Genomic DNA, 23,217 nt, shown 5'->3' with positions numbered 1-23,217 from the left:
CCTAAACGGGAGACAAGGATAGAAGTGACCTGCTAAAAGAGGGGGCTCGTTTTTGGCCGAGCCATTTACAAGGGGGAACTATTTGCCAGCCCCCACCGCATTAGAAAACATCCAGTTATCACACGAAAAATTTACCCAGCTATTATTGAAATGCCAGCGGATTGTATGGTCGCTCATGTAAACTAATTAAAGCGCCTACAATCGGGCAGTTTGAAAATATTGGAGAGAAAATAATGGCTGATAATAATAACAATAAAATCACCTTAATGGCCTTAGTCATGATGATCTTTACGACCGTCTTTGGCTTTGCCAACAGTACGGTAGCCTATTTCTTGATGGGTTACTCTTCGATTCTATTTTACTTAGCCGCCGCAGTGCTGTTCTTTATTCCGTTTGCCTTAATGATGGCTGAATACGGGGCCGCGATTAAGTCTGACGAGGGGAGCGGGATGTACCAGTGGCTGGACCGCAGTGTCGGACCGCGGTTTGCCTTTATCGGGACCTTCATGTGGTTTGCGTCCTACATCATCTGGCTGGTCTCCACTTCCGCCAAGGTCTGGATTCCGTTTACCACGACCTTCTTTGGCCGTGACCAAACGCAGAACTTCGCCTTTGCCGGAATGAACGCTACGCAGGTCATTGGGATTCTGTCGTGTCTGTGGATGATCTTGGTGACCTGGGTCTCCATCAAGGGGGTCAAGGGCATCGTGCGCATCACCAGCCTGGGGGGATTAGCTGTCATGAGTCTAAACGCCATCCTGCTGGTCATTTCCGGAATCGTCTTGGCCTTGCGTCACGGTGAATTTGCCCAACCGCTGAACACCTTCTTGCACTCGCCACACCCCAATTACCAGCAACCGATGGGCATCATGAGCTTTGCCGTGTTTGCCATCTTTGCTTACGGAGGCCTGGAAGTCCTCGGGGGGATGGTCGATAAGACCAAGAATCCGGAAAAGACCTTCCCCAAGGCCATTGTCATCTCGGCTATCGTCATCACGCTGGGCTACGCCATTGGGATTCTGTGCTGGGGGATCAGTACGAACTGGCAAAAGGTCCTGTCCGACCCGACGACCAACATGGGGAATATCAGTTATGTCATGATGCGCAATCTCGGGGATGTCTTGGGTGAGTCGCTCGGCCTGAGTGCCGCGACGAGTACCACGATTGGCCTGTGGTTCGCCCGTTACACCGGCCTGGGCATGTTCCTGGCCTACTCGGGGGCCTTCTTCACGTTAACATATTCACCACTGAAGACGTTGATCATGGGGACGCCTAAATCCATGTGGCCGAAGAAGTTCACCAAGCTTAATGCCAACGACATGCCGAGCTACGCCATGATGTTACAGTGTGCGGTGGTCATCGTGATCATCCTGCTGGCATCCTTTGCCTCGTCAGATGCCTCGGCCTTCTACAACATCTTGACCTTGATGGCCAACGTTTCCATGACGCTGCCATACCTGTTCTTGGTCTACGCTTTTCCAAAATTCAAGCATAACCGCGACATCATGAAGCCCTTTGAGGTCTACAAGTCCCCAACCTGGACGACCATCATCAGCTGGGTCGTCTTCATCGTGGTCTTGGGCGCCAACACCTTCACGCTGGTCCAACCCATCTTGGAAAACGGCGACGTCCAAAGCACGATTTGGATGCTGGTCGGCCCAATCCTGTTCGGGGTCATGGGAATCATCTGGTATGATATTCGCCAACGCAAGCATGCGAATGATTAATTAACCGTGAGTCATCAAAAAGCCACTGACCTGCTGGAATGCAAGTTGGTGGCTTTTTTGATGATGAGTGGTGAAATCGGAAGTCTTCGCCATCGGGGAGTGTTTTACTGGGTCGCTTATGACGTAACCCCCAGAGTGTTAGTTGACGGGAAACGTCACAGGCTAGTTATTTAACCGACTATTACTAGAAAACGCAACCGACTCGCTGAGAGGGCAAGTCGGTTGCGCTTTTTAAATCACTGCTGGTATTAATAGTTGACGATAGGGGGGACAACACTAGTCGCCGCTGACAACCGCAATCGTAGCCGGGAGTTCGTCAAATATGGGTTCAGCCGTGGGAGTTGCCTTAGCGGTGCGATTCATACCGCTTAGGCAACTGGCGTCTTTGAGACGCGGGTTATCGGCTCAAAGCGAGGCCGAGACCGTCCTTTGGCTCGGCTGGTCCGCCCACCGCGCTCCAACCCATAGTTGACGAACGGCAGGCGGCCAGTTCCTACAATGTTGCCCAGTCCAGCGCGCTTAGTATTGCTTACCGGTTTCGTAAACGATTTCCGGTTCGTTCCCCGTCCGCTCGTTGCGGTTGAGGATGTCGATCATGGTCATTTCGTCGACGTCTAAGTCAAAGTCAAAGATCTCGGCGTTTTCCTTGATACGGTCGGGATGCGTGGACTTGGGAATCGTGACCAGCTCGTGTTGGAGTTCCCAGCGCAAGACGATTTGGGCGACGGATTTCTGATGGTGTTTGGCAATCTTCATTAACATGGGGTTGTCCAATACGGCGCGGCGACCCAAGGGACTCCAGGCCTCCGTCACGATATTTTTCTCCTGGTCGTAGTCGAACAGCGCCTGTTGGTTTAAGTAGGGGTGGTATTCAACCTGGTTAACGACGGGCATTTCCTTGGCCTGTGTAGCGAGCAGTTCCAGGTGAGAAATGGTGTAGTTGGAGACCCCGATTGACCGGACCTTGCCATCGGCCTTGAGTTGTTCCATGGCCTTCCAGGTATCAAAGAAGTATTCACGAACGGGCCAGTGAACCAGCAGCAGGTCCAAGTAGTCTGTTTGGAGCCGCTTCAGCGAGCCTTCGACGGCCTTCATGGTCCGGTCATACCCTTGAACGACTTCGGCGACCTTGCTGGTCAAAAACAGGCCTTCACGAGGTAAGCCCAGCTGTTGGATTGCGGGGCCCAGGATGTCTTCGTTGCGGTACAACATGGCGGTGTCAAACATCCGATATCCGGCGTTCCAAGCCGCGTCGATTGCGGTGTTCATAGTTTCTTGGTCGCCGATTTTGTACGTCCCAAAGCCCATGACCGGCATGTGATTGCCGTCCGCGAGCTTGATGGTCTTGGTGATTTTGGTAGGTGCCATTAAATTTCCTCCTTGACGGCAGATACCGTCAGTCATTTCGTGTGCGTCACCACACATAATACTTCTAATCTTAAGCTAAAATCACGGAAATGACAACGCTTACCGCCGCTTGAATTGGTCGTACAGGTTGACGCTAGCCTCAATCAGCATCCCAAAGGTCATCAGCCACATTGCCAACATATCTTGGTGGGTCAACATGCATCCCAGCAAAATCACGTAGAGAATAAATAAAATAACCGCTGTAGATTTATGGTTCAAAATAAACCCTCCCCTTGAATAGTTTGTTACCAATTCCAGTATAGTCTTCTCGCGGCGACAGGGGGCGGTAGACGGCGGCAAATTTGGTTGCGATTCCGTAAAGGATTACGCAAAAGCCAACGAAATAAGCGCTAATCGGTGGGGTTTTCTAGTACAATAAAGGGGTAAACAAACGTGAAGGAGGCTACGGGAAAATGACCACAACAAAACGGGAAGAGACACCGTTAGATTTAGGCTTAACGGCCGCAGAGGTGGCCCAGCGGGTGGCGGCCGGTCAACAGAATGACCCCTTGCCCCCGCTGACCCGCAGTGTCCAACAAATTTTTCGGGATAATTTATTAACGCTATTTAACTTAATCAACGTGCTCTTAGGGGCCTTGGTGCTGTTTACCGGGAGTTATAAAAATTTACTTTTCTTGGGGGTCGTCGTGGTCAACACGGGGATTGGCATTTTCCAAGAAATTCGCTCGAAACGCCAGGTCGATAAGCTGGCCCTGTTGTCGGAAGGCAAAATCAATGTCTTACGTGACGGCCAGGTGGCGGCCTATCATCAGGATGCCATCGTGCAAGACGACATCTTGGAACTCGGCCGCGGCGATCAGTTGCCGGTGGACGGCCGCATTCGCGATACCGCGGGGCTCGAAGTCGACGAGTCCCAGATTACCGGGGAATCCACGCCCATCAGTAAACAGACCGGGGATGACCTGGTCTCCGGTAGCGTCATTCTTGGCGGTCGGGCCCTGGTTCAGGCGACCACGGTCGGCCACGGCAGTTTTGTCAAACAACTGGCCCATTCGGCCAAGAAAGACCGCCGCAGCGCCAGCCAATTGCTCACGATTATTAATCGAATTATCAAGGTCTTGACGTTTGCCATCATCCCACTGGGAGCCGCATTGTTCATTTCCGCCATGTTGCGGGGGCAGAGTCAAACGCGCGCCATTCTGGGTACCGTGGCCTCGATGGTCGGGATGATTCCGGAGGGCTTGGTATTACTGACGTCGGTGGCCCTGGCGGCCGGGGCGCTTACCCTGGGGCGGCATCACGTGTTGGTGCGGGAATTGCCGGCCATCGAGGCGTTGGCTCGAGTCGACGTGTTGTGTCTGGATAAGACGGGGACCATTACCAACGGCCAGCTTCAATTGGACCGGGTGGACCCCCTCGGTAACGTCACCCAGCAGGCCGCACAAACACAGCTAGCCCAATTAGTCGCCGCGACCGGGGATGACAACGAAACGGCACAAGCCATTCAAGCTGCCTTGGGCACACCAGCCGTTCAAGCCGGGCAAGTCTTGCCATTTTCTTCCGGTCGTAAATGGAGCGGGGCCGTCTTGGCAGGACAAGCCACCCTCATGGGGGCGCCCGAGTTTATCTTCGAGACCGTCCCAGCCGCGCTTCAGCAGCGCATTCAAACGCTGGCCGCGCAGGGGTACCGGGTCCTGGTGCTCGCCACGGCAGCCGATTTAGCGACGCCGCGGCCGACTGATCCGCAGGCCATTGGTTTGGTGCTCATTACCGATGAACTCCGGCCGCGGGCCAAGGATACCTTTGGTTATTTTGCCAATCAAGACGTGGCCTTGAAGGTCATTTCCGGGGACAATCCCGTAACGGTCGCCAGCATCGCCGCACGTGCCGACATCGCCGGTGCCCAACAACTGGTCGACATGAGTCAGGTGGGCCCGAGCCCGGACTACGCCCAGCTGGTGGCGGACTACAACGTCTTCGGCCGGGTGACGCCGCAACAAAAGGAGTCGCTGATCAAGGCCTACCAAGCGGCGGGGCACACGGTCGCCATGACCGGTGACGGGGTCAACGACCTGTTGGCGTTACGCCAGGCCGATTGCAGCATCGCCATGGCCTCGGGGAGCGAAGCCACCAAGAGTTTGGCGGATTTCGTCTTAGTGAACTCGAATTTTGACGCCATGATCAACGTCTTAAATGAAGGTCGCCGGGTTATTAACAACATCGAGCGGGTGGCCTCGCTCTTCTTGATCAAGACCATGTATTCCGTAGCCTTGACGCTGATTTTTATCTTCATGAGTCGCAGCTATCCCTTTGAACCGATTCAACTGACGCCCATCTCGTCTTTGATGGTGGGTATTCCCACGTTCTTCTTGGCTCTACAGCCCAACTATGCGCGGATTACTGGTCGCTTTATGAAGCAAGTCATGGAAATCGCCGCGCCGGCCGCCGTCTGCGTGGTCGGCTACATCCTGGTCATTATGGGGATCGGCACGCAATTTCATCTGAGTTTTGCGACGACCTCAACGCTGAGCGTCTTGATGACCGGCCTCATCAGTCTCAACGCCCTGGTCATGGTGGCTCGGCCGCTGAATCGCTTCAAGGTCGGGTTGGTGGCGCTGATGGCCGGGTTATTTGCCATCATCTTCATCTTCTTTGGCCCCATCTTTTCGCTGGTCAGCCTGCTAAATTGGCGCTTGGCCTTGCTCTACTTGCCGCTGATGGTGAGCGTGGTTCCGGTCTTCATCTTGGTCCAAGACGTCTTGGGACACCGGATCTTAAGCAAGATTCACTGGCGCTAGGTGAATTGTCAAAATTGAGCTTTAGCTAGTCATTGAGACTAGATTATATGCTATAATTGGACCTAGAAACGGAAGGGTAGGGAAAAGACATGGCTGATTTTAATCAATACACCCGTTGGGAACACCAGATGCACGGCGTCAAGTTGCCCCGGTGGGATGATTTACCGAAGTTTGACTTGTACATGGACCAGGTAACGGCACTGATCAACGACGTGCTGGGGCCGCTGGGCGTTGACATGATTACGCCGGCGATGATTAACAATTACGTGAAGCATAACGTCATCTTGGCACCGGTGAAGAAGAAGTATCAGACCATGCAGCTGACCGATATTTTAATGATCAGCCTCCTAAAGCCCATGTTCCAAACGGATACGGTCCGCTCAGGAATCGACCAAATCACGGCGGGTGACTATCCCAAGCAGGCCTATGATAACTTCATCGACCGCCTGGAAGATCGGCTCCACCACTTGGGTGAAGACCAGGTCCAACCCGCGGCCAAGGACCTGAACGAAAAGCTGATGCAAGTCGCCGTCGATGCCGTGGTGGCGCGCTTGCAATCGGAAAAGTTGTTGCACTTGATCAAGCGGCCGATTCGTAAAATTGAGAAGAAATAATGGAAAAAGCGTGTGAGAGTGGGACAAAAGGCGATTAGCCGGCTGCCTCTTGGCGCACGTTTCAGCTATGTAAAGGTCACGCGAACGAGCCTGGTAGGTTTTGTCCCAGGCTCGAGTGATTCTAGCCAGTTTTAGGCTTTCAACCTACAGATTTAAAGATAAAAACGACTGCCGACCAGGCCGAAACCTGTGTCAACAGTCGTTTTTGTGTACAGCTGAAGGTTGAAAGACGAAAATCAGCTGGAATAATTGTTATCATGCGACTTATGGCGTCAAGAATAGTTGTTTTCAGCCTCACAATTTGAACTTGGCCGTCTACCGTCCGCCAAACATGGGTTGGAACGCTGGGGCGGACGGGTCTCGCCGCCTCGCTTTGAGCCGAAAGTCGCGTCTCAAAGACGCCAGTTGTCTAAGTGGCAGAACCGCGCCGTTAAGACAACTTCCATGGCTGAACCCCTATGCGGCATTATTGGGTTTGCGACTCCAAGGACAAATCATTCATCAGCGTCAACAACAAGTTGGCGTAGCTGGGATGATCCGTGTTTTCCTTGATTTCTTGTTGGATCACCGACAGGTTGTTGGTGATGACCCCGTTGGCGCCCAGAAACATCATTTGATCCAGGTTGGTGATGGTGTCGATGTCCCAGGCATAAACTTTCTTATGCTGACGGTTGGCCTGATCGATGAAGGAATCGTTGAGCGTGGTGGATTCCATGGTGTAGGCGTTGGCCCGGGTGTGCGGGAACGTCAGGTTGTAGGGCATGATGTAGCTGACGAACAGGTCGGGGTGCTCAGTCTTCAATTGATTCATGATTTTATAACTGAGCGTGTGAATCTGCTCGTGGTGGGCCAGGATGCGTTGGCCAAATTGCCGGTAGAAGCGTTCCGAGAGATCCGGTGTATCGGCGCTGCCCGTCTTGATCTCAATCAGGAGACGTTGATGGTGGCGGATGGCCGTGTTCAGGTACTGGTTAAAGCTGGGAATCTTGGCCTGGTAGCCGTTTTCCGTGACGGTCACCTTAGTCAGCTGCTTGAGCGTCATCTTGGCCACGGACCGTTTCAAGCCAGCCAGCGCCTTCAGATTGGCATCGTGCATCACGACAAATTGGTGATCCTTGGTCATGCGGACGTCCATTTCCACGAAGTCGGGTTTCTCGCGGCTGGTCTTGATCATGGCGGGAATCGTGTTTTGGACGCCGTTGCCATGGTCGACGCCGCGGTGGGCAATCGTCAGCGGTTTGGTCATGGCCAGGCCGTTTAAGTAGATGAGGTTGAAGCCGACCAGCGTGGCACTAATGACGGCCAGTCCACTGACAATCAACAGGCGGGTCCGCAACTTGGTCTTGGCAGGTTCTCTGAAGCTAAACAGCGACAACGGGGTCCGCTGGTGACGGTCGTGACTGCTCAAGATGATCATCATGAACAGCACCGTCGCGTAGCACACGATAAATTCCGTAATGACTTCCATCAAGAAGAGGTTGGCGGTCGCCGCGACCAGAGCCACGTGCGTTTTATCAAACAACACCTGGCCAATGTAGAGGGCGGCGTAGATGACAAAGACGGTGGCGCTGATCAAAGCTAGCGTCAATAGAATTTTACTCAGGTAGTTCCAGAAATTGTGGCGGGTTCGTTGCCAGCTCAGGCGAATGGCCTCACGACTGTGGTAGTGGTCGAGCATCATCAGCGGCAAGACCGCAATCAGGCGAATGCCGATGTAGGCCGCCACCACGTAGCCGACTGCCAATAGCGCGGCCCACAGCGGGTTATCCATGAGATAACTCACGATAAAGGCGGGAATCTTGGCCTTGTTGAGCAGGGGCGTGGTGAACAGCTCGCTACCAAACGGGATGATGACGATGAAGTAGCCGATGAAAAATAAAAAGGTGCTGGGGGAGGCGCCGGCAATGCTCCGGACCGTGTCGGCCAAGAGGGCTCGGGTGGATTCCGGGCGCCCGTTACGAATGTTAATGATCCCCAGTAATAAGTAGGCAAATTGCCAATAGATCAGGGTGACGACCACCAGTAAGATTAGCACCAGGCCGATGATGGCCAAAGGATGCTGGAACGCAATGGCGCCAATGTTGGTGTAGGACACGTAAGGGACGTGTTGCCAGTCCATCAAAGCGGACGTCAGCCAAGTCAAGGCCGGCACCGCCAGATAGCTAATGGCCAGATTGGTCACGAAGACCAGTGTCACGTAGCTCCCCCAGTGTTGGAAAAAATGACGGGTCGCTTCCCGCCAGAACCGCCAAGCTTGCACAGTTCTCAACTCCTCTCAACGAGTGAAAGTCCCAGTGGTTACCGGCACTTTCGCTAATGTATTTACCTTCTACTTTAGCACAATCACGGGCCGGCTACCTGAGAACTGTGGCGGGGCGTGTTCGCCGGTGAGATGGGAGGCGTATTTTGAAAAGACTACGGATAGTTATGAAAACAAAATAGTTCGGTAGTGATTTTATTCACAGATATAAGAACCGGTAATTTATTTTTACCGAGGTGTATGCGCTTACATTTCAAACGGCCGTAAGCCCCGTTAAATCAAGGCTAGTAAGCTGGACAAATTAATTGTGATATTTTTAACAAAAAGGTCTTGCGTAATTTCAAAATCATGATATGATATATCTCGTGAAGAAGTTAACAAAGATGTTTTCAAAAATGGAGGCATAACCATGTTAAAAGACGTGAAAGAGAAAACCACTACTAAAAAACAAGAAAACAATGAAACTGTTGATCAAATGATCGACCGCTTAACCGCCAAGGCTCACGACGCCTTGTGCGCGATGGACAGCTTTGACCAAGCCAAGGTCGACCACATCGTCCACCAGATGGCCATCGCCGGGTTGGACCACCATATGGAACTGGCCCAAGCCGCTTTCGACGAAACGGGTCGGGGTGTGATGGAAGACAAGGCCATCAAAAACATGTACGCGACTGAAGAAATTTGGCACTCAATCAAAAAGGACAAGACGGTCGGCATCATCAAAGACGACCACGAACGCCAACTGATTACGGTGGCAGAACCGCTGGGCATCTTAGCCGGGGTCACGCCGGTCACCAACCCAACGTCCACGACCTTATTCAAGTCCCTGATTGCGGTCAAGACGCGTAACCCGATCATCTTCGCGTTCCACCCGCAAGCACAGAAGTCTTCCGTCATGGCGGCTAAAGTCGTGCGCGACGCTGCCATTGCGGCCGGGGCACCTGAAGGCGTGATCTCTTGGATCGAAAAGCCTAGTATCGAAGCCACGACCGCTTTGATGAACCACCCGATGGTTGCCAGTGTCTTGGCAACTGGGGGTCCAGGCATGGTCAAGGCCGCTTACTCCACCGGGAAGCCAGCCTTAGGGGTCGGTCCTGGTAACGGTCCGGCTTACATTGAAAAGACGGCCAACATCAAGCGGGCCGTTTACGACATCGTCTTATCCAAGACCTTTGACAACGGGATGGTTTGTGCTTCTGAAAACAGTGCCATCATCGACCACGAAATCTACGCGGAAGTTAAGAAAGAAATGCAAGCACGTGGCGTCTTCTTCATTAAGAAGAGCGACGAAAAGGCCTTAGCCGAAGCCATGTTCAAGCCAGAAGGCGGCGTTAAGGGCCCCGTTCCCGGCATGTCTGCCCAGAAGATCGCTGACATTGCCGGCATCAAGATTCCTGCAGGCACCAAGGTCTTGGCCGCTGAGATCACGGGTGTGGGACCGAAATTCCCACTATCCCAAGAAAAACTGTGCCCAATGATCTCCGTTTACAAGGCTACCAGCAAGGAAAACGCTTTTGACCTCTGTGACCAACTGCTGCACTTCGGTGGGCTGGGCCACACGGCAGCCATCCACACCATGGACGACGATTTGGCCACTGAATTTGGCATCAAGATGAAGGCCAGCCGGGTCTTGGTCAATACCCCATCCGCTATCGGTGGGATTGGGAACCTCTACAACGAAATGGTGCCATCACTGACCTTGGGGACTGGTTCATGGGGCAAGAACTCCGTGTCCCACAACGTTTCCTCATTTGACCTGTTGAACATCAAAACGATTGCAAAGCGGCGAAATAATATGCAATGGATTAAATTACCTCGAGTTTACTTCGAAAAGACCTCTGTCCGTTACCTGGACGATATGCCAGGCATCAAGCGCGTGTTCTTAGTTACGGACCCAGCCATGGTGGAATTGGGTTACGTCGACACGGTCTTAAACGAATTGAAACGCCAACCAAATGGCATCGAATACTCCCTGTTTTCCGACGTAGAACCCGACCCAACGACCGACACGGTCAACCGTGGGGTCACGCAAATGCGGATGTTCAAGCCAGACACCATCGTGGCATTAGGTGGGGGCTCTGCGATGGATGCCGCCAAGAACATGTGGTTGTTCTACGAAGACCCAGAAGCTAGCTTCTTTGGGGCTAAGCAAAAGTTCTTGGATATCCGGAAGCGAGCTTACAAGTTCAACAAGCCGCACAAGGCCCAATTCGTAGCTATTCCAACGACCTCAGGGACTGGTTCAGAAGTGACGCCATTCTCCGTCATCACGGATTCCAAGACCCACGTGAAGTACCCACTGGCCGACTACGCCTTGACGCCAGACGTTGCCATCGTGGATTCTCAATTTATCGAAACGGTGCCAAAGAAGACGGTGGCTTACTCTGGACTGGACGTCTTGACCCACGCCATCGAATCCTACGTTTCCAACATGGCTTCCGATTACACGCGGCCATGGTCGCTGCAAGCCATCAAGCTGGTCATGGATAACCTGACCAACTCGTACAACGGCGACATCACGGCGCGTGAGGAAATGCATAACGCGTCGACCTTAGCCGGGATGGCCTTCGCCAACGCCTTCTTAGGGGTCGACCACTCCATCGCCCACAAACTGGGTGGCGAATTCGGCTTACCACACGGCCTGGCCATTGCCATCACCTTACCACACGTGATCCGCTACAACTTCAAGGAACCAACGAAGCTGACCATGTGGCCGAAGTACGAATACTTCCGGGCTGATGAAGACTACGCTCAAATCGCGCGTTACCTGGGCTTGCCAGGCACGACAAAGGAAGAATTGAAGGAAGCCTTGGTCAACAAGATCATCGACTTGGCCCACTCCGTTGACGTGACCTTGAGCTTGAAGGCCAACGGTGTCGACAAGGCCCACTTCGACAAGACGGTCGACAAGCTGGCGGAATTAGCCTTTGAAGACCAATGCACGACCGCTAACCCACGTGAACCACTTGTTTCTGAACTGAAACAAATTATGATTGACGAATACGATGGTAAGAACGTTGAAAAATAACGACTAACGACCGTATTCGGACTCAACTCTCTGTAAAACTAGGTCAGTTTCCCTTTACCCGGGGAGGCTGGCCTAGTTTTTTGGCGTCTTCAGGAAAAAGTGACGGACCAGAGTCGCTGTCGGGGGTCCAATCGTTTCACCTGCGCTGGGGAATGTGCCAACCCGAAGGTAAAGGGACGCCAGAATCGCTGTGCTGGTGCCGTAGAGCGGCGATTTGGGGGACGATTAGCAGTAAGTTTCTACTATAGTATAACGAGATTTATCAGTGAATCGTGGTGGGGGTTGCGCATTTGGGGGGTTAGTGATTGCGTGATGAGAGCAAAAGTTAGGCCGAATTTAGTCGGATTTCGATCGATTTTACTTAACTATTAACGACTACAATCATAAAAATCGGCCTCGCACCCCCCATTTTTCATCAAATTTTCATGAAAATTGGGAAATTTTTAGGGATATTCAGTGCAAAAGACACGGAAAAATCAGGGTCGTTTGCGCCAAAATGGGTAAAAATGAGGCCAAAAAAGCGGTTTATGTGACAACACCATTACAAATATTACAGATTGTCACACTGTAATATTTTTCTTAACGCTGGCGTAACGTAACCCCAATCTAACTGACACAACCATCAGTTATTCTAATAGCCGTTAAGCAAACAAAGGAGGACATTCATTTATCATGAATATCAAAAAAGCTTTAGTTAATACTTTGGGTACGGTTGCCGTTGTCGGTGCCGGCCTGTTCGCCACCAACGTCACGGCCAACGCCGACACTAATGTTACGGTCAAGCAGGGGGATTCTGTTTGGTCATTAGCTAACCAATACGGTTCATCCGTTAGTGCCATCGAAAGTGCCAACAGCTTGAGCAACAGCAACTTGATCTACGTGGGTCAAACGCTGAACGTGCCAAGCAGCACGAAGACGGCCACGACTAGCAGCTCTAACGTTGCCAGCCAAAACTACACGACTAACAACCAAGCTAGCCAATCCACGACTAGTCAAGCAACGACTAACCAAGCAACGACGACCAACAACACCCAAGCAAGCAGCACGACTGCTTCTACTGGTGTGTCTGGTTCCGAAGCTAGCGCTAAGGCTTGGATCGCCAACAAGGAATCTGGCGGTTCATACTCAGCTACTAACGGCCAATACATTGGAAAGTACCAACTGAGTTCTTCTTACCTGAACGGTGACTACTCAGCTGCTAACCAAGAAAAGGTTGCGAACTCATACGTCGCTTCCCGTTACGGCTCATGGTCAGCTGCCCAAGCTTTCTGGCAAGCTAACGGTTGGTACTAAACTAACCGCGGCTTAGATAAGCTAACTAATTTACGTTTAAAATCAAGTAACGCCTTCGGATGCAGGTCCGGGGGCGTTTTTTGTCGGAAATTAAGTAGGGATAATCCTGGATGTGTGGCTTCGACCCATGTTGGGAAAGACATTAAAGTGTGTTCATCCATGGCTGATCCTTTCTTTTAGTAAATACGGGATTATCTACTGAAGGTTGAAAGTGAAATTAACGCGCTGATTGCCGTAGTGACGGTGTTCTGACACCTAAAATTGGTGAAACCAGGTGCCTGCGTCAGGCTAGGGTGGGGCCTGCTATGGGGGACACCTCCAGCCTGAGGGGCGGTCTTCCGGTTCGCTTGAAAGCCTGGCAAAAATCACCAGTCTCTCAAGTCGTCCCGCGCTGTAGGCTGAGACAAAACCTCAGCCAACACCGCCGACCCAGATGGGGCCACCCTGGCTGACTCCGGCAAGGTTGACGTCTATCAGCAACATTGTGTTAATTAAAGACTAGTCGTCAATGGCAGCTATTATCTGTAGTTAAGATGACTGTTGCTGGCAAGCACTACCTTAGCCGAGAGTTCGCCAAATATGGGTTCAGCCGTGGGAGTTGCCTTAGCGGCGCGGTTCATGCCGCTTAGACAACTGGCGTCTTTGAGACGTGAACTTCGGCTCAAAGCGAGGCGTCGAGACCGCCCTTTGGCTCGGCCCGTCCGCCCCAGCGTTCCAACCCATATTTGGCGAACGGTAGGCGGCCAGTTCGGATTGTGAGGCTGTAGCCGACTATTTTTGACGTCATGAGGTGTGTAGCTACAAAAAACATCCACCACAAAGTGTTGTTCAACGACGACTGCTGTCTAAAAACGTTGCAATGGCGTGGTTGCCGTCACACTGATGCAACGTAAGAACCGGAAACCCGGTTAATGTTGCAACTGGATTAACCACATTACGGTTTGTCATTTAAGCCGGTTTTTCTTAACGTGGGTGTAACTCAGGAACAATGGCGGTGTAACCTCCACGGGTTATGATAGGTCTCGTTAAGTAATTGATAGACAGATTCACTAATCAAAAGGAGGACATTCATTTATATGAATATCAAAAAAGCTTTTATCACCACTTTAGGAACTGCAGCCATCTTAGGTGCCGGCATCTTCGCTGGGACCACTTCCGCTAACGCCGACGTCCGGGTAACGGTGAAGTCGGGAGACACGGTTGCCAAAATTGCTAACCAATACAACTCCAGCATTTCTGCTATCGAAAAAGCCAACAACTTAAAGAACGTTAACTTGATTTATGTGGGTGAATCCTTAGAGATTCCTAACGCCACGAGTGCTTCAACGACGTCAACGACTAGTGCTACCACGACACCTAGCCAATCCACGACGACTACGAACAACACCAACACTTACAATGCAGCCAATACGACCAGCAACTACAGTCAACAGTCCAGCAACACCGCTTCCACTGGTACGACTAGTAGCGCGTCTACGGCCACGTCAACCAGCACGTCAGACTCATCTTCAGCCAAGGCTTGGATCGCCAACAAGGAATCTGGTGGCTCTTACACCGCTTCTAACGGGAATTACTACGGTAAGTACCAGTTGAGCAAATCCTACTTGAACGGGGACTACTCTGCCGCTAACCAAGAAAAGGTAGCCAATGCTTACGTTAGCTCCCGTTACGGTTCTTGGGCCGCAGCCAAGGCCTTCTGGCAAGCAAACGGCTGGTACTAAACCAGTTTTCGGTCAACTAACCAATTAAATCAAAAAGAAACGACGGTTCAGTGTCAAAAACTGACCGTCGTTTTTTGTGTCTACAGCGGGCTTTAACGACATATTGTTACACCAACCCGGCGAATATGGGGTGCCTCGTTACAGGTTTGTAACATTCGGACAATCTGACTGTAACTTAAGAACGTTATGATATTCTTAACAAATTCATTAGGAGGGGCATTCATTTGAAACTTAAGACTGTTTTCATGTTAATCGTTATGGTGGTTTCTTTAGCCCTTCCTAGTGTCGCCGACGTGGTGACCCCGACCACGGCTGAAGCCAGCGTGACTTATACCTGCACCTTATCCAAGAAGGAAAAGCGGGCCAAGGCCTGGATCGCCGTCAAGGAATCCGGTGGCAACTATCGCGCCCGCAACGGTCGGTACTATGGCAAGTACCAACTGACCATTTCCATGCTGAAGGGCGATTACAGTAAAGCCAATCAAGAAAAGACGGCGGATCGTTACGCCCATAACCGTTACGGCTCATGGGTCAAGGCCAAGCGTCATTGGTTAAGCTACGGGTGGTTCTAGTCAGATAAATCGCATGTTAACGGGTCACGGCTGCGGTCGTGGCTTTTTTGATTTTCCTTATAAAGTGCGTTGCTGGAAGCCTGGTCTAAAAATTCTCACAGAAAGCCAATCTTTTCTTGAAAGCGGTTACAAAATCATTTAAACTGGGAAGTAACCGAGAAAATGATTGGGAGGATCAGGACGATGGCAAAGACATTAGCAATTAACGCAGGGAGCTCAACTTTGAAGTGGAAGTTATTTTCCATGCCCGAAGAGACGGTAATCGCCTCGGGGATGGTCGATCGGTTGAATTTACCGGGGTCCATTTTCAAGGTCAAGTTGCCTGATGGCAAGAAGATCAAGGAAACGCAGGATAACATCACCAATAAGTTGGCGGCAGCCATGGTACTGACGCGCCTGAAATCTTACGGTATCGTCAAGCACTTGAGTGAGATCACCGGGGTCGGCCACCGGGTCGTGGCTGGCGGGGAAGTCTTCAAGGACTCCGCGCTCATCACGCCGATCGTGTTAAAGCAGATCAAGGAACTCAAGGACTATGCGCCGTTGCACAACCCCGTGCAGGCTTACTACATCGAAGTCTTCCAACAACTTTTGCCGGAAGCCAAGCAGGTAGCGGTCTTTGACACGTCGCTGTACACGGAAATGCCCGCAGTGAACTACATGTACAGCATTCCGTATGAATATTATGATAAATTTGGTGCCCGGAAATATGGCGCGCACGGTACGAGTCACCGTTACGTGGCCCACCGGACCGCTGAAATCTTAGGCAAGCCGTTGTCTGACTTGAAGCTGATCACCTTGCACCTGGGCTCCGGCTCTTCCATCACGGCCTTTGACCACGGGCACGCGCTGGACACCTCGATGGGCTTCACGCCATTGGCAGGGGTCATGATGGGGACGCGCTCCGGTGACATTGACGTGTCGCTGGTGGCCTTCTTGGCAGAAAAGCTCCACAAGACCATGCCGGAAATGATCGACATTTTAAATCACAAGTCCGGCTTGCTGGGGATTTCCGAGCTGTCACCCGACCAACGGGACTTGGAAAAGACCCAAGACGAACGGCCAAAGTCCAAGTTGGCCTTGCAGATGTTCGTGGACCGCGTTGTCAGTTACGTCGGTAGCTATATCGCCGAATTGGGTGGCGTGGACGCCATCGTCTTTACGGCGGGTTCCGGTGAAAACGGTGTGGAAATGCGCCAAGCCGTGGCCGACAAGCTGAATTACTTTGGCATTGTCATCGACCCAGCCAAGAACGACTTCCGCGGCGAAGAACACATCGTCAGCCCGGATGGCAGTAAGATTCAAGTGCTGGTCGTCCCAACAAATGAAGAATTAATGATCGTGCGTGATGTGGCACGGTTAACCAAATAAGTAAAGTGAGAGCCTGGGCGGATGTTGCCTGGGTTCTTTTTTAGGTTGCGGAAGTCAGTCCGACCTGATTGCAACGTGACCGTGCTCCCGGTGATTGGTGCCGATGATGACCGATATGTTGTCGGATGTTGGGACAAGACGTGATGACCCTCGTAGTTGACAAACTTACGACAGTAGCCGGGAGTTCGCTAGAGATGCGTTCAGCTGTGGGAGTTCCCTTAGTGGCACGGGCCATGGCGCTTAGGGAACTGGCAACTTTGAGACGCGGGTTGTCGGCTCAAAGTTGAGGTCCAAGACCGTTCTTTGGCTTGGAACGGCGCCCTCAGCGTTCCAACGCATCTCTAGCGAACGGTAAGGCGGCCAGTTCGGCTGGTGTTGCCGATTACCCACTCTTTTTCAAGCAAACGTTGTCAGAAAGTGCCGGAAGTAAGCGGCCATCATGGCGTATTGGTCGATGGGCAGGTTGTGGCCGGCGTCGGCGAAGAGTCCCAGGGTGCCGTTTACTTGCTGCGCCATGAAGGCTAGGTGATCGGTGTAACCGATGGTGACGTCGTAGCGGCCAGACAACAAGGTGATTGGTTGGGTGAAGCGGGTGGCCTTGAGGTCCGATTCAAAGGTCAAGCGGTAGTGTTGGCCATGGTCGCGGTGGAGTTGGTGTAAGGCATCAAGGTCGGTGCGACGGATGCCGGGGATGACCTGCGTTTGAAAGGCCTGCCAGGTCTGCGGCGTTTGGACGACCGTGACCTTTTGGTAGTTGGCAAAGTAATCTGCGTTGGCCGTGACGTCGATGGGCGTGGTCGTAATGACGCGGTGTTTGGCCACGTGGCGTTCGCCCTTGATCCCAGTGAGGGTCGGGCAGACCAAAAAGAGACGCGCAACGCGTTCGGGTTGCTGAAAGGCCAGGCCTAACGCCAAATAGCCGCCGTAGGAATAGCCGACCACCGTGTAGGGTTGCGTCCCTAAGACCGCGTGGATGGTCTCTTGAATCGCCGCCAAGATGTGGTTGCTGTCCGTTTGGTCGGGGGGCAAGGCCGGCGTGGCGCCCATGCCCGGCAAGTCCAAATACAGGCGGGTGTGCGGTTGGTCGTCCAAAAGCGGCTCGAACCATTGCATCATGGCGTCGTGGTCGATGGCGGCGCCGTGAAGAAAGACGATTGGACTGCCGTGACCGCGTAATACGTAGTGTAGTTGCATGGAGATTCCTCCTTAAAGTCAATAGTTACCCTTAATTATACCTTAGTATCACCGTGTTAAACGGACCTTAAGTGGGGGCTTAATCCTTTCTTGCACACTATGTCAGTTTGGTAAAGACCGTGACAATTTGTCATGAACGCCGACATTCTTTAATCGAGTGGTAACGTGGGCCTAATGGCGTTGAGATATCTGGGGGGTAAGCTAAGGGTACATTCATAAGGGAGGAACCATTCGATGATTAAAAAAATTATGCTAACGGCGTTCAGCGCCGCCGCGGTCCTGGCCGCCGGTATCGGTTTTTCCAACGTTTCTGCTAGTGCGAGCGTGACGCAGACACCAGCACCAGGTTATCAAACACACGTGCAACAGGCGTCAGCGGGCTCTCAGGTGGCGTTTCGGACGACGAATCCGACCGTGGCCACGACGAGTAATGTGACCAGCAATGCTAGCGGCGCCACCATCAGCGTGGCCCAGTTCGAACAACAAGGGGTCGTCTACCTCAACGGCAATAAATGGACGTATTATTCTGGAAGTTTGACCGCCGATGGGACCCACATCAGCGCCAACGGGTTGGATCCGAACGGCTATCGGGTCGTTGCGGCACCGGCCAACGTGCCATTTGGGACCAAAATCATGACGCCACTGGGCATGGGAGTCGTGCATGATCGCGGGGCGGCCATCACCGGCAACCACTACGATGTGGTCATCCAATAAGCATAAGATAAACGTAACCGCACCTCTTCGGTCGAGCCGAGGGGTGCGGTTTTGTTTACGTCTAAATGGCTGGGGGAGCCAACGTATCTATAGCATACCTAATGTTTAGCCGAATTGCGAGTAATATCTAATTAATTTAGTTGGTCGCTTAGGGGTTAACTAGTTGAACTAAAAATGGTGGTGTGCGGACAGTTATTTTGATAATTAAATTGATTGAAAAATATAGGTAATATTATAGATAGTTAACACTTGATACCTAGCTAAAATCAGGTAAGCTAGAGAACGTTGAGAAGTAATTGCTGATGGCAGATCTTGGGGATTCCACCAAAAAAACGAGACCAGTCTAGTGGACCAATCTCGTTCGTGTAGCAAATTTAAGACTCAACTCATCTGTAAATCACGCCGCCGGTATCCCAGCCAACCGATCACGACTAGGACAACCGCTAAGCCGACCATCCAACTGAAGGTGGTCCAATCCAACGCATGTAGCGGAACCCGGGGCATCCAGCCGGTAGGGGTCACGTTTTTGACACAATCGGGCAGTTTTAAGAGACTCCCCATGTAAACGGTGATGAAACCTAGGGCCAAGTATAACCAGCTGATGGTCTTGAGACGGGGCCAGCAGCCCACTAACAGGACGCTGAGACCCAAGAAGACCCAGATTTCAGGCAATTGGGCCGCCACCCCATGCCAGAACTCGGTGGCACTGATACCGTCTTTGACGTGCGTCAGGCTGGCGTCACCCATCACCACGATGCCGCCCAAGCCGCCGATAAAGGCCAGCGTGCTGGTCACAAAGGCGGTGCCCACGTAACTGAAGAGCACGTGGGTTCGACTGATTGGCCGAGCGTAGAGCGCTTCGAGCCAGCCGCGAGTCTCATCGCTGTGGAGCTTTAAGATCAGTTGCATGCCGGGGATGATGGCGACCGCGGCCATGACGATGGCCAGCAGTGAGGTGAAGCTCAAGAGAATCTTGTGGTTGGCCTCGTGAACCATGGCGGCCCCGAAGACCTGTTGCATCGTGGGATTGGTCTTCAAGATGTCGCCAATCGTGTTGAAGACCGTCCCGTAAGCCACGCCGAAGATGATGACCGCGATGATCCAGGCGATGATCACGTTCCGTTGCCGTCGCCAAACCAAAGTGGCTGGTCCCCGCAAGTAGGCCGAGGCCTGGGCACGACCAGGCCGTGTCGTGATGGCGCCGGCGCCAATATCCCGGTGGTTATTGGCCCAAAAGGCCAGGCCCAACAAGATGATGGCTAGTACTAAACTCAACCCAATGGGTAACCACCGTGGTGAGTTGTAGGGGGCGAGCTTTTCCACCCATCCCAGTGGCGACCACCACGTTAGACGGGGATGCTGCACGTCGGTGATCATCCGGGCCAAATAACTGAGTCCAAAGAGCGTGTAGGCAATGCCCGTTGCGCTAGAAGCGTGGTCGGCCACCTGAGCGGTCAAGAGTCCCAGCATCCCAAATAACAAGCCGGTGGCAGCCAAACCGAGTCCAATCAGCCAATTGCCTTGCGTCGTGGCGCCCGGCATGTTAGCGGCACTGAGACCGACACTGTAGAGGACGCCCAAGCACAGGTTGACTAACAAGAGTTCGATAGCCGCCGCTGACAGCGGAGCCAAGGTCCCGACCGCGTGGGCGCGAACCAGTTCGGTGATGCCCAGGTCTTCTTCGGCCCGGGTCGCGTGGACACTCAAGGCCAGGTTCATAACGACTTGAATCAGCGCCATGAACAAGAGCATCTCGTTGGCAAAAATTTCGGCCGTGGTGACCTGACCCTTGAAGGAAAAGGCCCCAAACATGGCGACGATGCCCGGACTGGCCAGTGTCCCTTTAATAGCATTGATCTCACTCGGTGTGCCGTAGATGCCCTCAAATTTCCAAGCGACACTGGCCATGAGGGCGGCGAGAATCACGATCCACATGAGAATTCGGAAGCGGTCGCGGCGAAAGGCCAGCCGGACCAGCTGTCCCGTACGTCCAAAACGTGTCATGGTGATCACTCCTTCCCCGTGTAGTAGTGCATGAAGAGATCTTCCAGCGTTGGTGGTGTGCTCTGTAGGGCCGCCACGTGGTGTTGGGCCAGCGTGGCCATGACCGTGCTTAAGTGTTGGGCCTCAACGGAGAATTGCCATTCGTGTGGCGCGTGCCCGGCCTCGACGCCGTGGACACCAGGCAGGGTGGTGACATCAAAATCATCGCCTAAGGTAACCGTGACCATAGTCCGCGTCAGGTGGCGCATTTCCGCCAGACTGCCGGTTTCGATGATCTGGCCCTCGCGGATAATGCCGATACGGTCACACATGCGCTCAACTTCTGACAAGATGTGACTGGAGAGCAAGACGGCCTTACCCTGTTGCTTCAGAGTCATGACGGCATCCTGGAAGATCCGTTCGTTCAACGGGTCCAAGCCAGAGGTTGGTTCGTCAAAGATGTAAAAATCAGCGTCCTGAGAAAAGGCAGCAATCAACGCGACCTTTTGGCGGTTCCCCTTGGAGTAGGTCCGGGCCTTTTTGGTGGGGTCCAAGCCAAACTTCTTGATCAAGTCGTCGGTCTTGGCCGTGTGCGCGGTGCCGTTCATCTTGAGGAGGAGATCGATGATTTCACCCCCGGTCAGATTCGGCCACAAATACACGTCCCCGGGCACGTAGGCTAGGCGTTGGTGAATGGCTACGCTATCGGTCCAAACATTTTGGCCAAAGATGCTGGCCGTTCCCCCGGTGGCCCGAATGATGCCCAGTAAGACGCGAATCGTGGTCGATTTCCCCGCGCCGTTGGGGCCAATGAAGCCAAAAACCTCGCCAGGCCGGACGTCAAAAGTGATGTCCTTGAGCGCTTGGAAGTGGCCGAATTTCTTTTGTAGATGATTAATTTGCAGTACAGGATTCGTCATACGCAATCCCCTCCTTACAGTTTTAAAATCGATTACATCGTAAGCCCTCGGTTGGGTAAAGTCAACGAAAAAGTGAACTATTCATAAAAAATAGTTCACTAAAATTCCAACCAGCGGCCGTTTGCGGTATGATAAAATAAAAGAGCATGTCCAATCTGTGAGGAGGGAAACGGGCCAATGGCAACTAATCAGGAACGTAAAAAACAACAGCGTCAGGGAATCTTGGACGCCGCCATCAAGCTGTTCAGCACCCAGGGCTTTAAGCCGACGCATGTCAAGACGGTGGCCCAAGCGGCGGACGTGTCCCAGGTGACTCTATATAAATACTTTGATAGCAAGCTAGAGCTGGGCCACCAGGTGGTCATCGAGATGATCAATCAGGGCTATGCCAGTTTCCAAAAGTTGATCGATGATGACCAGCTGCCGTTTCCCGAGATCGTAAAGGCCATGATGGCCAACAAGGTCAAGCTCAGTGACCAGATCCATCCGGATTTCTATCAATTCGTCATTGACGAGATGGGCGGCAAAAATGGTAGCGACGTGGTGAAGCAAGCCTACGTGGCGGGAGAAGAGAAATTCTGGAACGCCGTGGTGGCGCGGGGCCGCGCGGCGGGCATGATCAATCCCAATGTTTCGGACGAGGCATTACTGTTATACTTGGAAATGTACGTGTCGTATTTCACGACGGCCAACATCGCGCCAGAGAAGTACCAGCGACTCATTGATCAGTTAATGCATTTATTTTTCTACGGGTTCGCGGGCGTGCCGGCAACCAGCGACCATCCGCAACCCACCAAGGAGGAAAAATCGTGACAGAAACCACAGTTTTAGCAGCAGTACGCCAGTTCTCTCAGGATAAAATGGGAGATGACGAAACGGGCCACGGGTTCGATCACATTCAACGCGTCGTGGGCTTAGCCGACCGCATCAGCCAGTCTTATCCGGCAGCCGATCATTTAGAAACGTTGACAGCCGCTTACTTGCACGACGTCATCGACGAAAAATTGGTGACGGACACCGCCGCGGCCAGCGCCGAGGTGAAGCAGTTCTTGGTCGACCAAGGCTTTACGACCGCCCAAATCACCGCCATCTTTTTGATCATGGACAACATGTCGTACCACAAAACGTTGGATGGCACCGCTAAGCCACTGCCGTTGGAAGGCCAGATCGTTCAAGACGCCGACCGCCTCGATGCCATCGGCGCCATCGGGATTGCCCGGGCGATTTATTTTGGTGGGCATTTTGGCGAAAAAATCTACGACCCAGCCGTGCAACCCCGGACGGCCATGACACACGCCGAATACCGGAATTTGAATCACGAAACCATCATCAATCATTTCTACGAAAAACTCTTAACCTTAAAGGATTTGATGAACACGGCGGCCGCTAAACAGATTGCGGAACACCGCCAACAGGTGATGTTGGATTATCTGGCCGAATACAAGGCCGAATGGAACGCGGAGGCTTAGGCCGACCGCGTTTTTTAGCGCCAACTGGGACACCGTCTGTCACTAGTTGAAACGTGGGCCACGGGGCAGTCGCTGCCGTTTAAACCGGCTAGCCTTAAAATTGGAATCGCTTTAATTGAAATTGGCTGGTGCATTTCCCGCTAAAAATGCGTATCATGGATAGTAATGCTAATTTAGAGAGAAGC

Annotated in this window: 17 protein-coding genes; 11 read left to right on the top strand and 6 right to left on the bottom strand. The window is 52.6% G+C overall.

Annotated elements, in window-relative coordinates; all coding sequences use genetic code 11:
* Nucleotides 1–233: 233 nt before the first annotated feature.
* A complete protein-coding gene (gene yjeM, locus EGT51_RS02370; RefSeq protein ID WP_135367201.1) occupies nt 234–1,727 on the top strand; it encodes a glutamate/gamma-aminobutyrate family transporter YjeM in 1,494 nt (497 codons plus the stop codon).
* A gap of 519 nt (nt 1,728–2,246) precedes the next feature.
* On the opposite strand, the gene EGT51_RS02365 is transcribed toward yjeM, so the two are convergent.
* The gene (locus EGT51_RS02365; protein WP_135367200.1) at nt 2,247–3,095 is read right to left on the bottom strand and encodes an aldo/keto reductase; all 849 of its coding nucleotides are present in this window, start codon (nt 3,093–3,095) and stop codon (nt 2,247–2,249) included.
* Nucleotides 3,096–3,194: 99 nt separating this feature from the next.
* Complete coding sequence (locus EGT51_RS12895; RefSeq protein WP_167850121.1) at nt 3,195–3,353, bottom strand: hypothetical protein; 159 nt, start codon at nt 3,351–3,353, stop codon at nt 3,195–3,197.
* Between the two features lie 194 nt (nt 3,354–3,547).
* Here EGT51_RS12895 and EGT51_RS02360 point away from each other — a divergent pair, with 194 nt between their 5' ends.
* Together EGT51_RS02360 and EGT51_RS02355 are read left to right on the top strand one after the other, a co-directional pair.
* A complete protein-coding gene (locus EGT51_RS02360) occupies nt 3,548–5,893 on the top strand; it encodes a cation-translocating P-type ATPase (protein ID WP_135367199.1) in 2,346 nt (781 codons plus the stop codon).
* Between the two features lie 89 nt (nt 5,894–5,982).
* Nucleotides 5,983–6,507 (top strand): DUF1836 domain-containing protein, encoded by a 525-nt coding sequence (locus EGT51_RS02355; protein WP_125575546.1) that lies wholly within the window; start codon nt 5,983–5,985, stop codon nt 6,505–6,507.
* Nucleotides 6,508–6,973: 466 nt separating this feature from the next.
* On the opposite strand, the gene EGT51_RS02350 is transcribed toward EGT51_RS02355, so the two are convergent.
* Nucleotides 6,974–8,767: a glycerophosphoryl diester phosphodiesterase membrane domain-containing protein gene (locus tag EGT51_RS02350; RefSeq protein ID WP_135367198.1), complete on the bottom strand. Its 1,794-nt coding sequence runs from the start codon at nt 8,765–8,767 to the stop codon at nt 6,974–6,976.
* Between the two features lie 409 nt (nt 8,768–9,176).
* Here EGT51_RS02350 and adhE point away from each other — a divergent pair, with 409 nt between their 5' ends.
* The 5 genes from adhE (at nt 9,177) to EGT51_RS02325 (ending at nt 16,752) form a co-directional block, all read left to right on the top strand.
* Nucleotides 9,177–11,795 carry a bifunctional acetaldehyde-CoA/alcohol dehydrogenase gene (gene adhE, locus EGT51_RS02345; RefSeq protein WP_135367197.1) on the top strand — a complete coding sequence of 873 codons (2,619 nt, stop codon included), beginning with the start codon at nt 9,177–9,179 and terminating at the stop codon, nt 11,793–11,795.
* Between the two features lie 672 nt (nt 11,796–12,467).
* Nucleotides 12,468–13,088: an aggregation-promoting factor gene (gene apf, locus EGT51_RS02340; protein WP_135367196.1), complete on the top strand. Its 621-nt coding sequence runs from the start codon at nt 12,468–12,470 to the stop codon at nt 13,086–13,088.
* A gap of 1,076 nt (nt 13,089–14,164) precedes the next feature.
* The gene (gene apf, locus EGT51_RS02335) at nt 14,165–14,809 is read left to right on the top strand and encodes an aggregation-promoting factor (RefSeq protein ID WP_135367195.1); all 645 of its coding nucleotides are present in this window, start codon (nt 14,165–14,167) and stop codon (nt 14,807–14,809) included.
* Nucleotides 14,810–15,033: 224 nt separating this feature from the next.
* Nucleotides 15,034–15,381, top strand: coding sequence for an aggregation-promoting factor C-terminal-like domain-containing protein (locus tag EGT51_RS02330; protein WP_135367194.1), 348 nt, complete (start codon nt 15,034–15,036; stop codon nt 15,379–15,381).
* Nucleotides 15,382–15,564: 183 nt separating this feature from the next.
* Nucleotides 15,565–16,752 (top strand): acetate/propionate family kinase, encoded by a 1,188-nt coding sequence (locus tag EGT51_RS02325; RefSeq protein ID WP_135367193.1) that lies wholly within the window; start codon nt 15,565–15,567, stop codon nt 16,750–16,752.
* A gap of 396 nt (nt 16,753–17,148) precedes the next feature.
* On the opposite strand, the gene EGT51_RS02320 is transcribed toward EGT51_RS02325, so the two are convergent.
* Nucleotides 17,149–17,946: an alpha/beta fold hydrolase gene (locus tag EGT51_RS02320; RefSeq protein WP_135367192.1), complete on the bottom strand. Its 798-nt coding sequence runs from the start codon at nt 17,944–17,946 to the stop codon at nt 17,149–17,151.
* 234 nt (nt 17,947–18,180) lie between these two features.
* On the opposite strand from EGT51_RS02320, the gene EGT51_RS02315 reads away from it, so the two are divergent.
* Nucleotides 18,181–18,660, top strand: a complete 480-nt coding sequence (locus EGT51_RS02315) for a hypothetical protein (protein WP_135367191.1) — start codon at nt 18,181–18,183, stop codon at nt 18,658–18,660.
* 381 nt (nt 18,661–19,041) lie between these two features.
* Here the strand turns inward: EGT51_RS02315 and EGT51_RS02310 are convergent, their stop codons facing one another.
* On the bottom strand, nt 19,042–20,664 hold the full coding sequence (locus tag EGT51_RS02310; RefSeq protein WP_135367190.1) for an ABC transporter permease: 1,623 nt from the start codon (nt 20,662–20,664) through the stop codon (nt 19,042–19,044).
* A gap of 5 nt (nt 20,665–20,669) precedes the next feature.
* Nucleotides 20,670–21,563, bottom strand: coding sequence for an ABC transporter ATP-binding protein (locus tag EGT51_RS02305; protein ID WP_135367189.1), 894 nt, complete (start codon nt 21,561–21,563; stop codon nt 20,670–20,672).
* A gap of 177 nt (nt 21,564–21,740) precedes the next feature.
* Between EGT51_RS02305 and EGT51_RS02300 the strand changes: the two genes are divergently transcribed.
* Complete coding sequence (locus tag EGT51_RS02300; protein ID WP_135367188.1) at nt 21,741–22,376, top strand: TetR/AcrR family transcriptional regulator; 636 nt, start codon at nt 21,741–21,743, stop codon at nt 22,374–22,376.
* The gene (locus tag EGT51_RS02295; protein WP_225428666.1) at nt 22,373–23,032 is read left to right on the top strand and encodes an HD domain-containing protein; all 660 of its coding nucleotides are present in this window, start codon (nt 22,373–22,375) and stop codon (nt 23,030–23,032) included. Before EGT51_RS02300 ends, EGT51_RS02295 begins: the two co-directional genes overlap by 4 nt.
* The last annotated feature ends 185 nt before the right edge of the window (nt 23,033–23,217 follow it).

It is taken from the genome of Levilactobacillus suantsaiihabitans (genome assembly GCF_004745505.1).
Classification (GTDB): Bacteria; Bacillota; Bacilli; order Lactobacillales; family Lactobacillaceae; genus Levilactobacillus; species Levilactobacillus suantsaiihabitans.
Note: the sequence above shows the minus strand (reverse complement) of the source record. Positions and strands in the feature narration are given on the sequence as shown.

Excerpts from the sequence above, each read along its gene's own strand:
- apf (WP_135367196.1), top strand. The coding sequence starts at position 12,468 with ATGAATATCAAAAAAGCTTTAGTTAATACTTTGGGTACGGTTGCCGTT.
- EGT51_RS02325 (WP_135367193.1), top strand. The coding sequence starts at position 15,565 with ATGGCAAAGACATTAGCAATTAACGCAGGGAGCTCAACTTTGAAGTGG.
- apf (WP_135367195.1), top strand. The coding sequence starts at position 14,165 with ATGAATATCAAAAAAGCTTTTATCACCACTTTAGGAACTGCAGCCATC.
- EGT51_RS02305 (WP_135367189.1), bottom strand. The coding sequence starts at position 21,563 with ATGACGAATCCTGTACTGCAAATTAATCATCTACAAAAGAAATTCGGC.
- yjeM (WP_135367201.1), top strand. The coding sequence starts at position 234 with ATGGCTGATAATAATAACAATAAAATCACCTTAATGGCCTTAGTCATG.
- EGT51_RS02310 (WP_135367190.1), bottom strand. The coding sequence starts at position 20,664 with ATGACACGTTTTGGACGTACGGGACAGCTGGTCCGGCTGGCCTTTCGC.
- adhE (WP_135367197.1), top strand. The coding sequence starts at position 9,177 with ATGTTAAAAGACGTGAAAGAGAAAACCACTACTAAAAAACAAGAAAAC.
- EGT51_RS02300 (WP_135367188.1), top strand. The coding sequence starts at position 21,741 with ATGGCAACTAATCAGGAACGTAAAAAACAACAGCGTCAGGGAATCTTG.
- EGT51_RS02315 (WP_135367191.1), top strand. The coding sequence starts at position 18,181 with ATGATTAAAAAAATTATGCTAACGGCGTTCAGCGCCGCCGCGGTCCTG.
- EGT51_RS02320 (WP_135367192.1), bottom strand. The coding sequence starts at position 17,946 with ATGCAACTACACTACGTATTACGCGGTCACGGCAGTCCAATCGTCTTT.
- EGT51_RS02365 (WP_135367200.1), bottom strand. The coding sequence starts at position 3,095 with ATGGCACCTACCAAAATCACCAAGACCATCAAGCTCGCGGACGGCAAT.
- EGT51_RS02355 (WP_125575546.1), top strand. The coding sequence starts at position 5,983 with ATGGCTGATTTTAATCAATACACCCGTTGGGAACACCAGATGCACGGC.
- EGT51_RS02360 (WP_135367199.1), top strand. The coding sequence starts at position 3,548 with ATGACCACAACAAAACGGGAAGAGACACCGTTAGATTTAGGCTTAACG.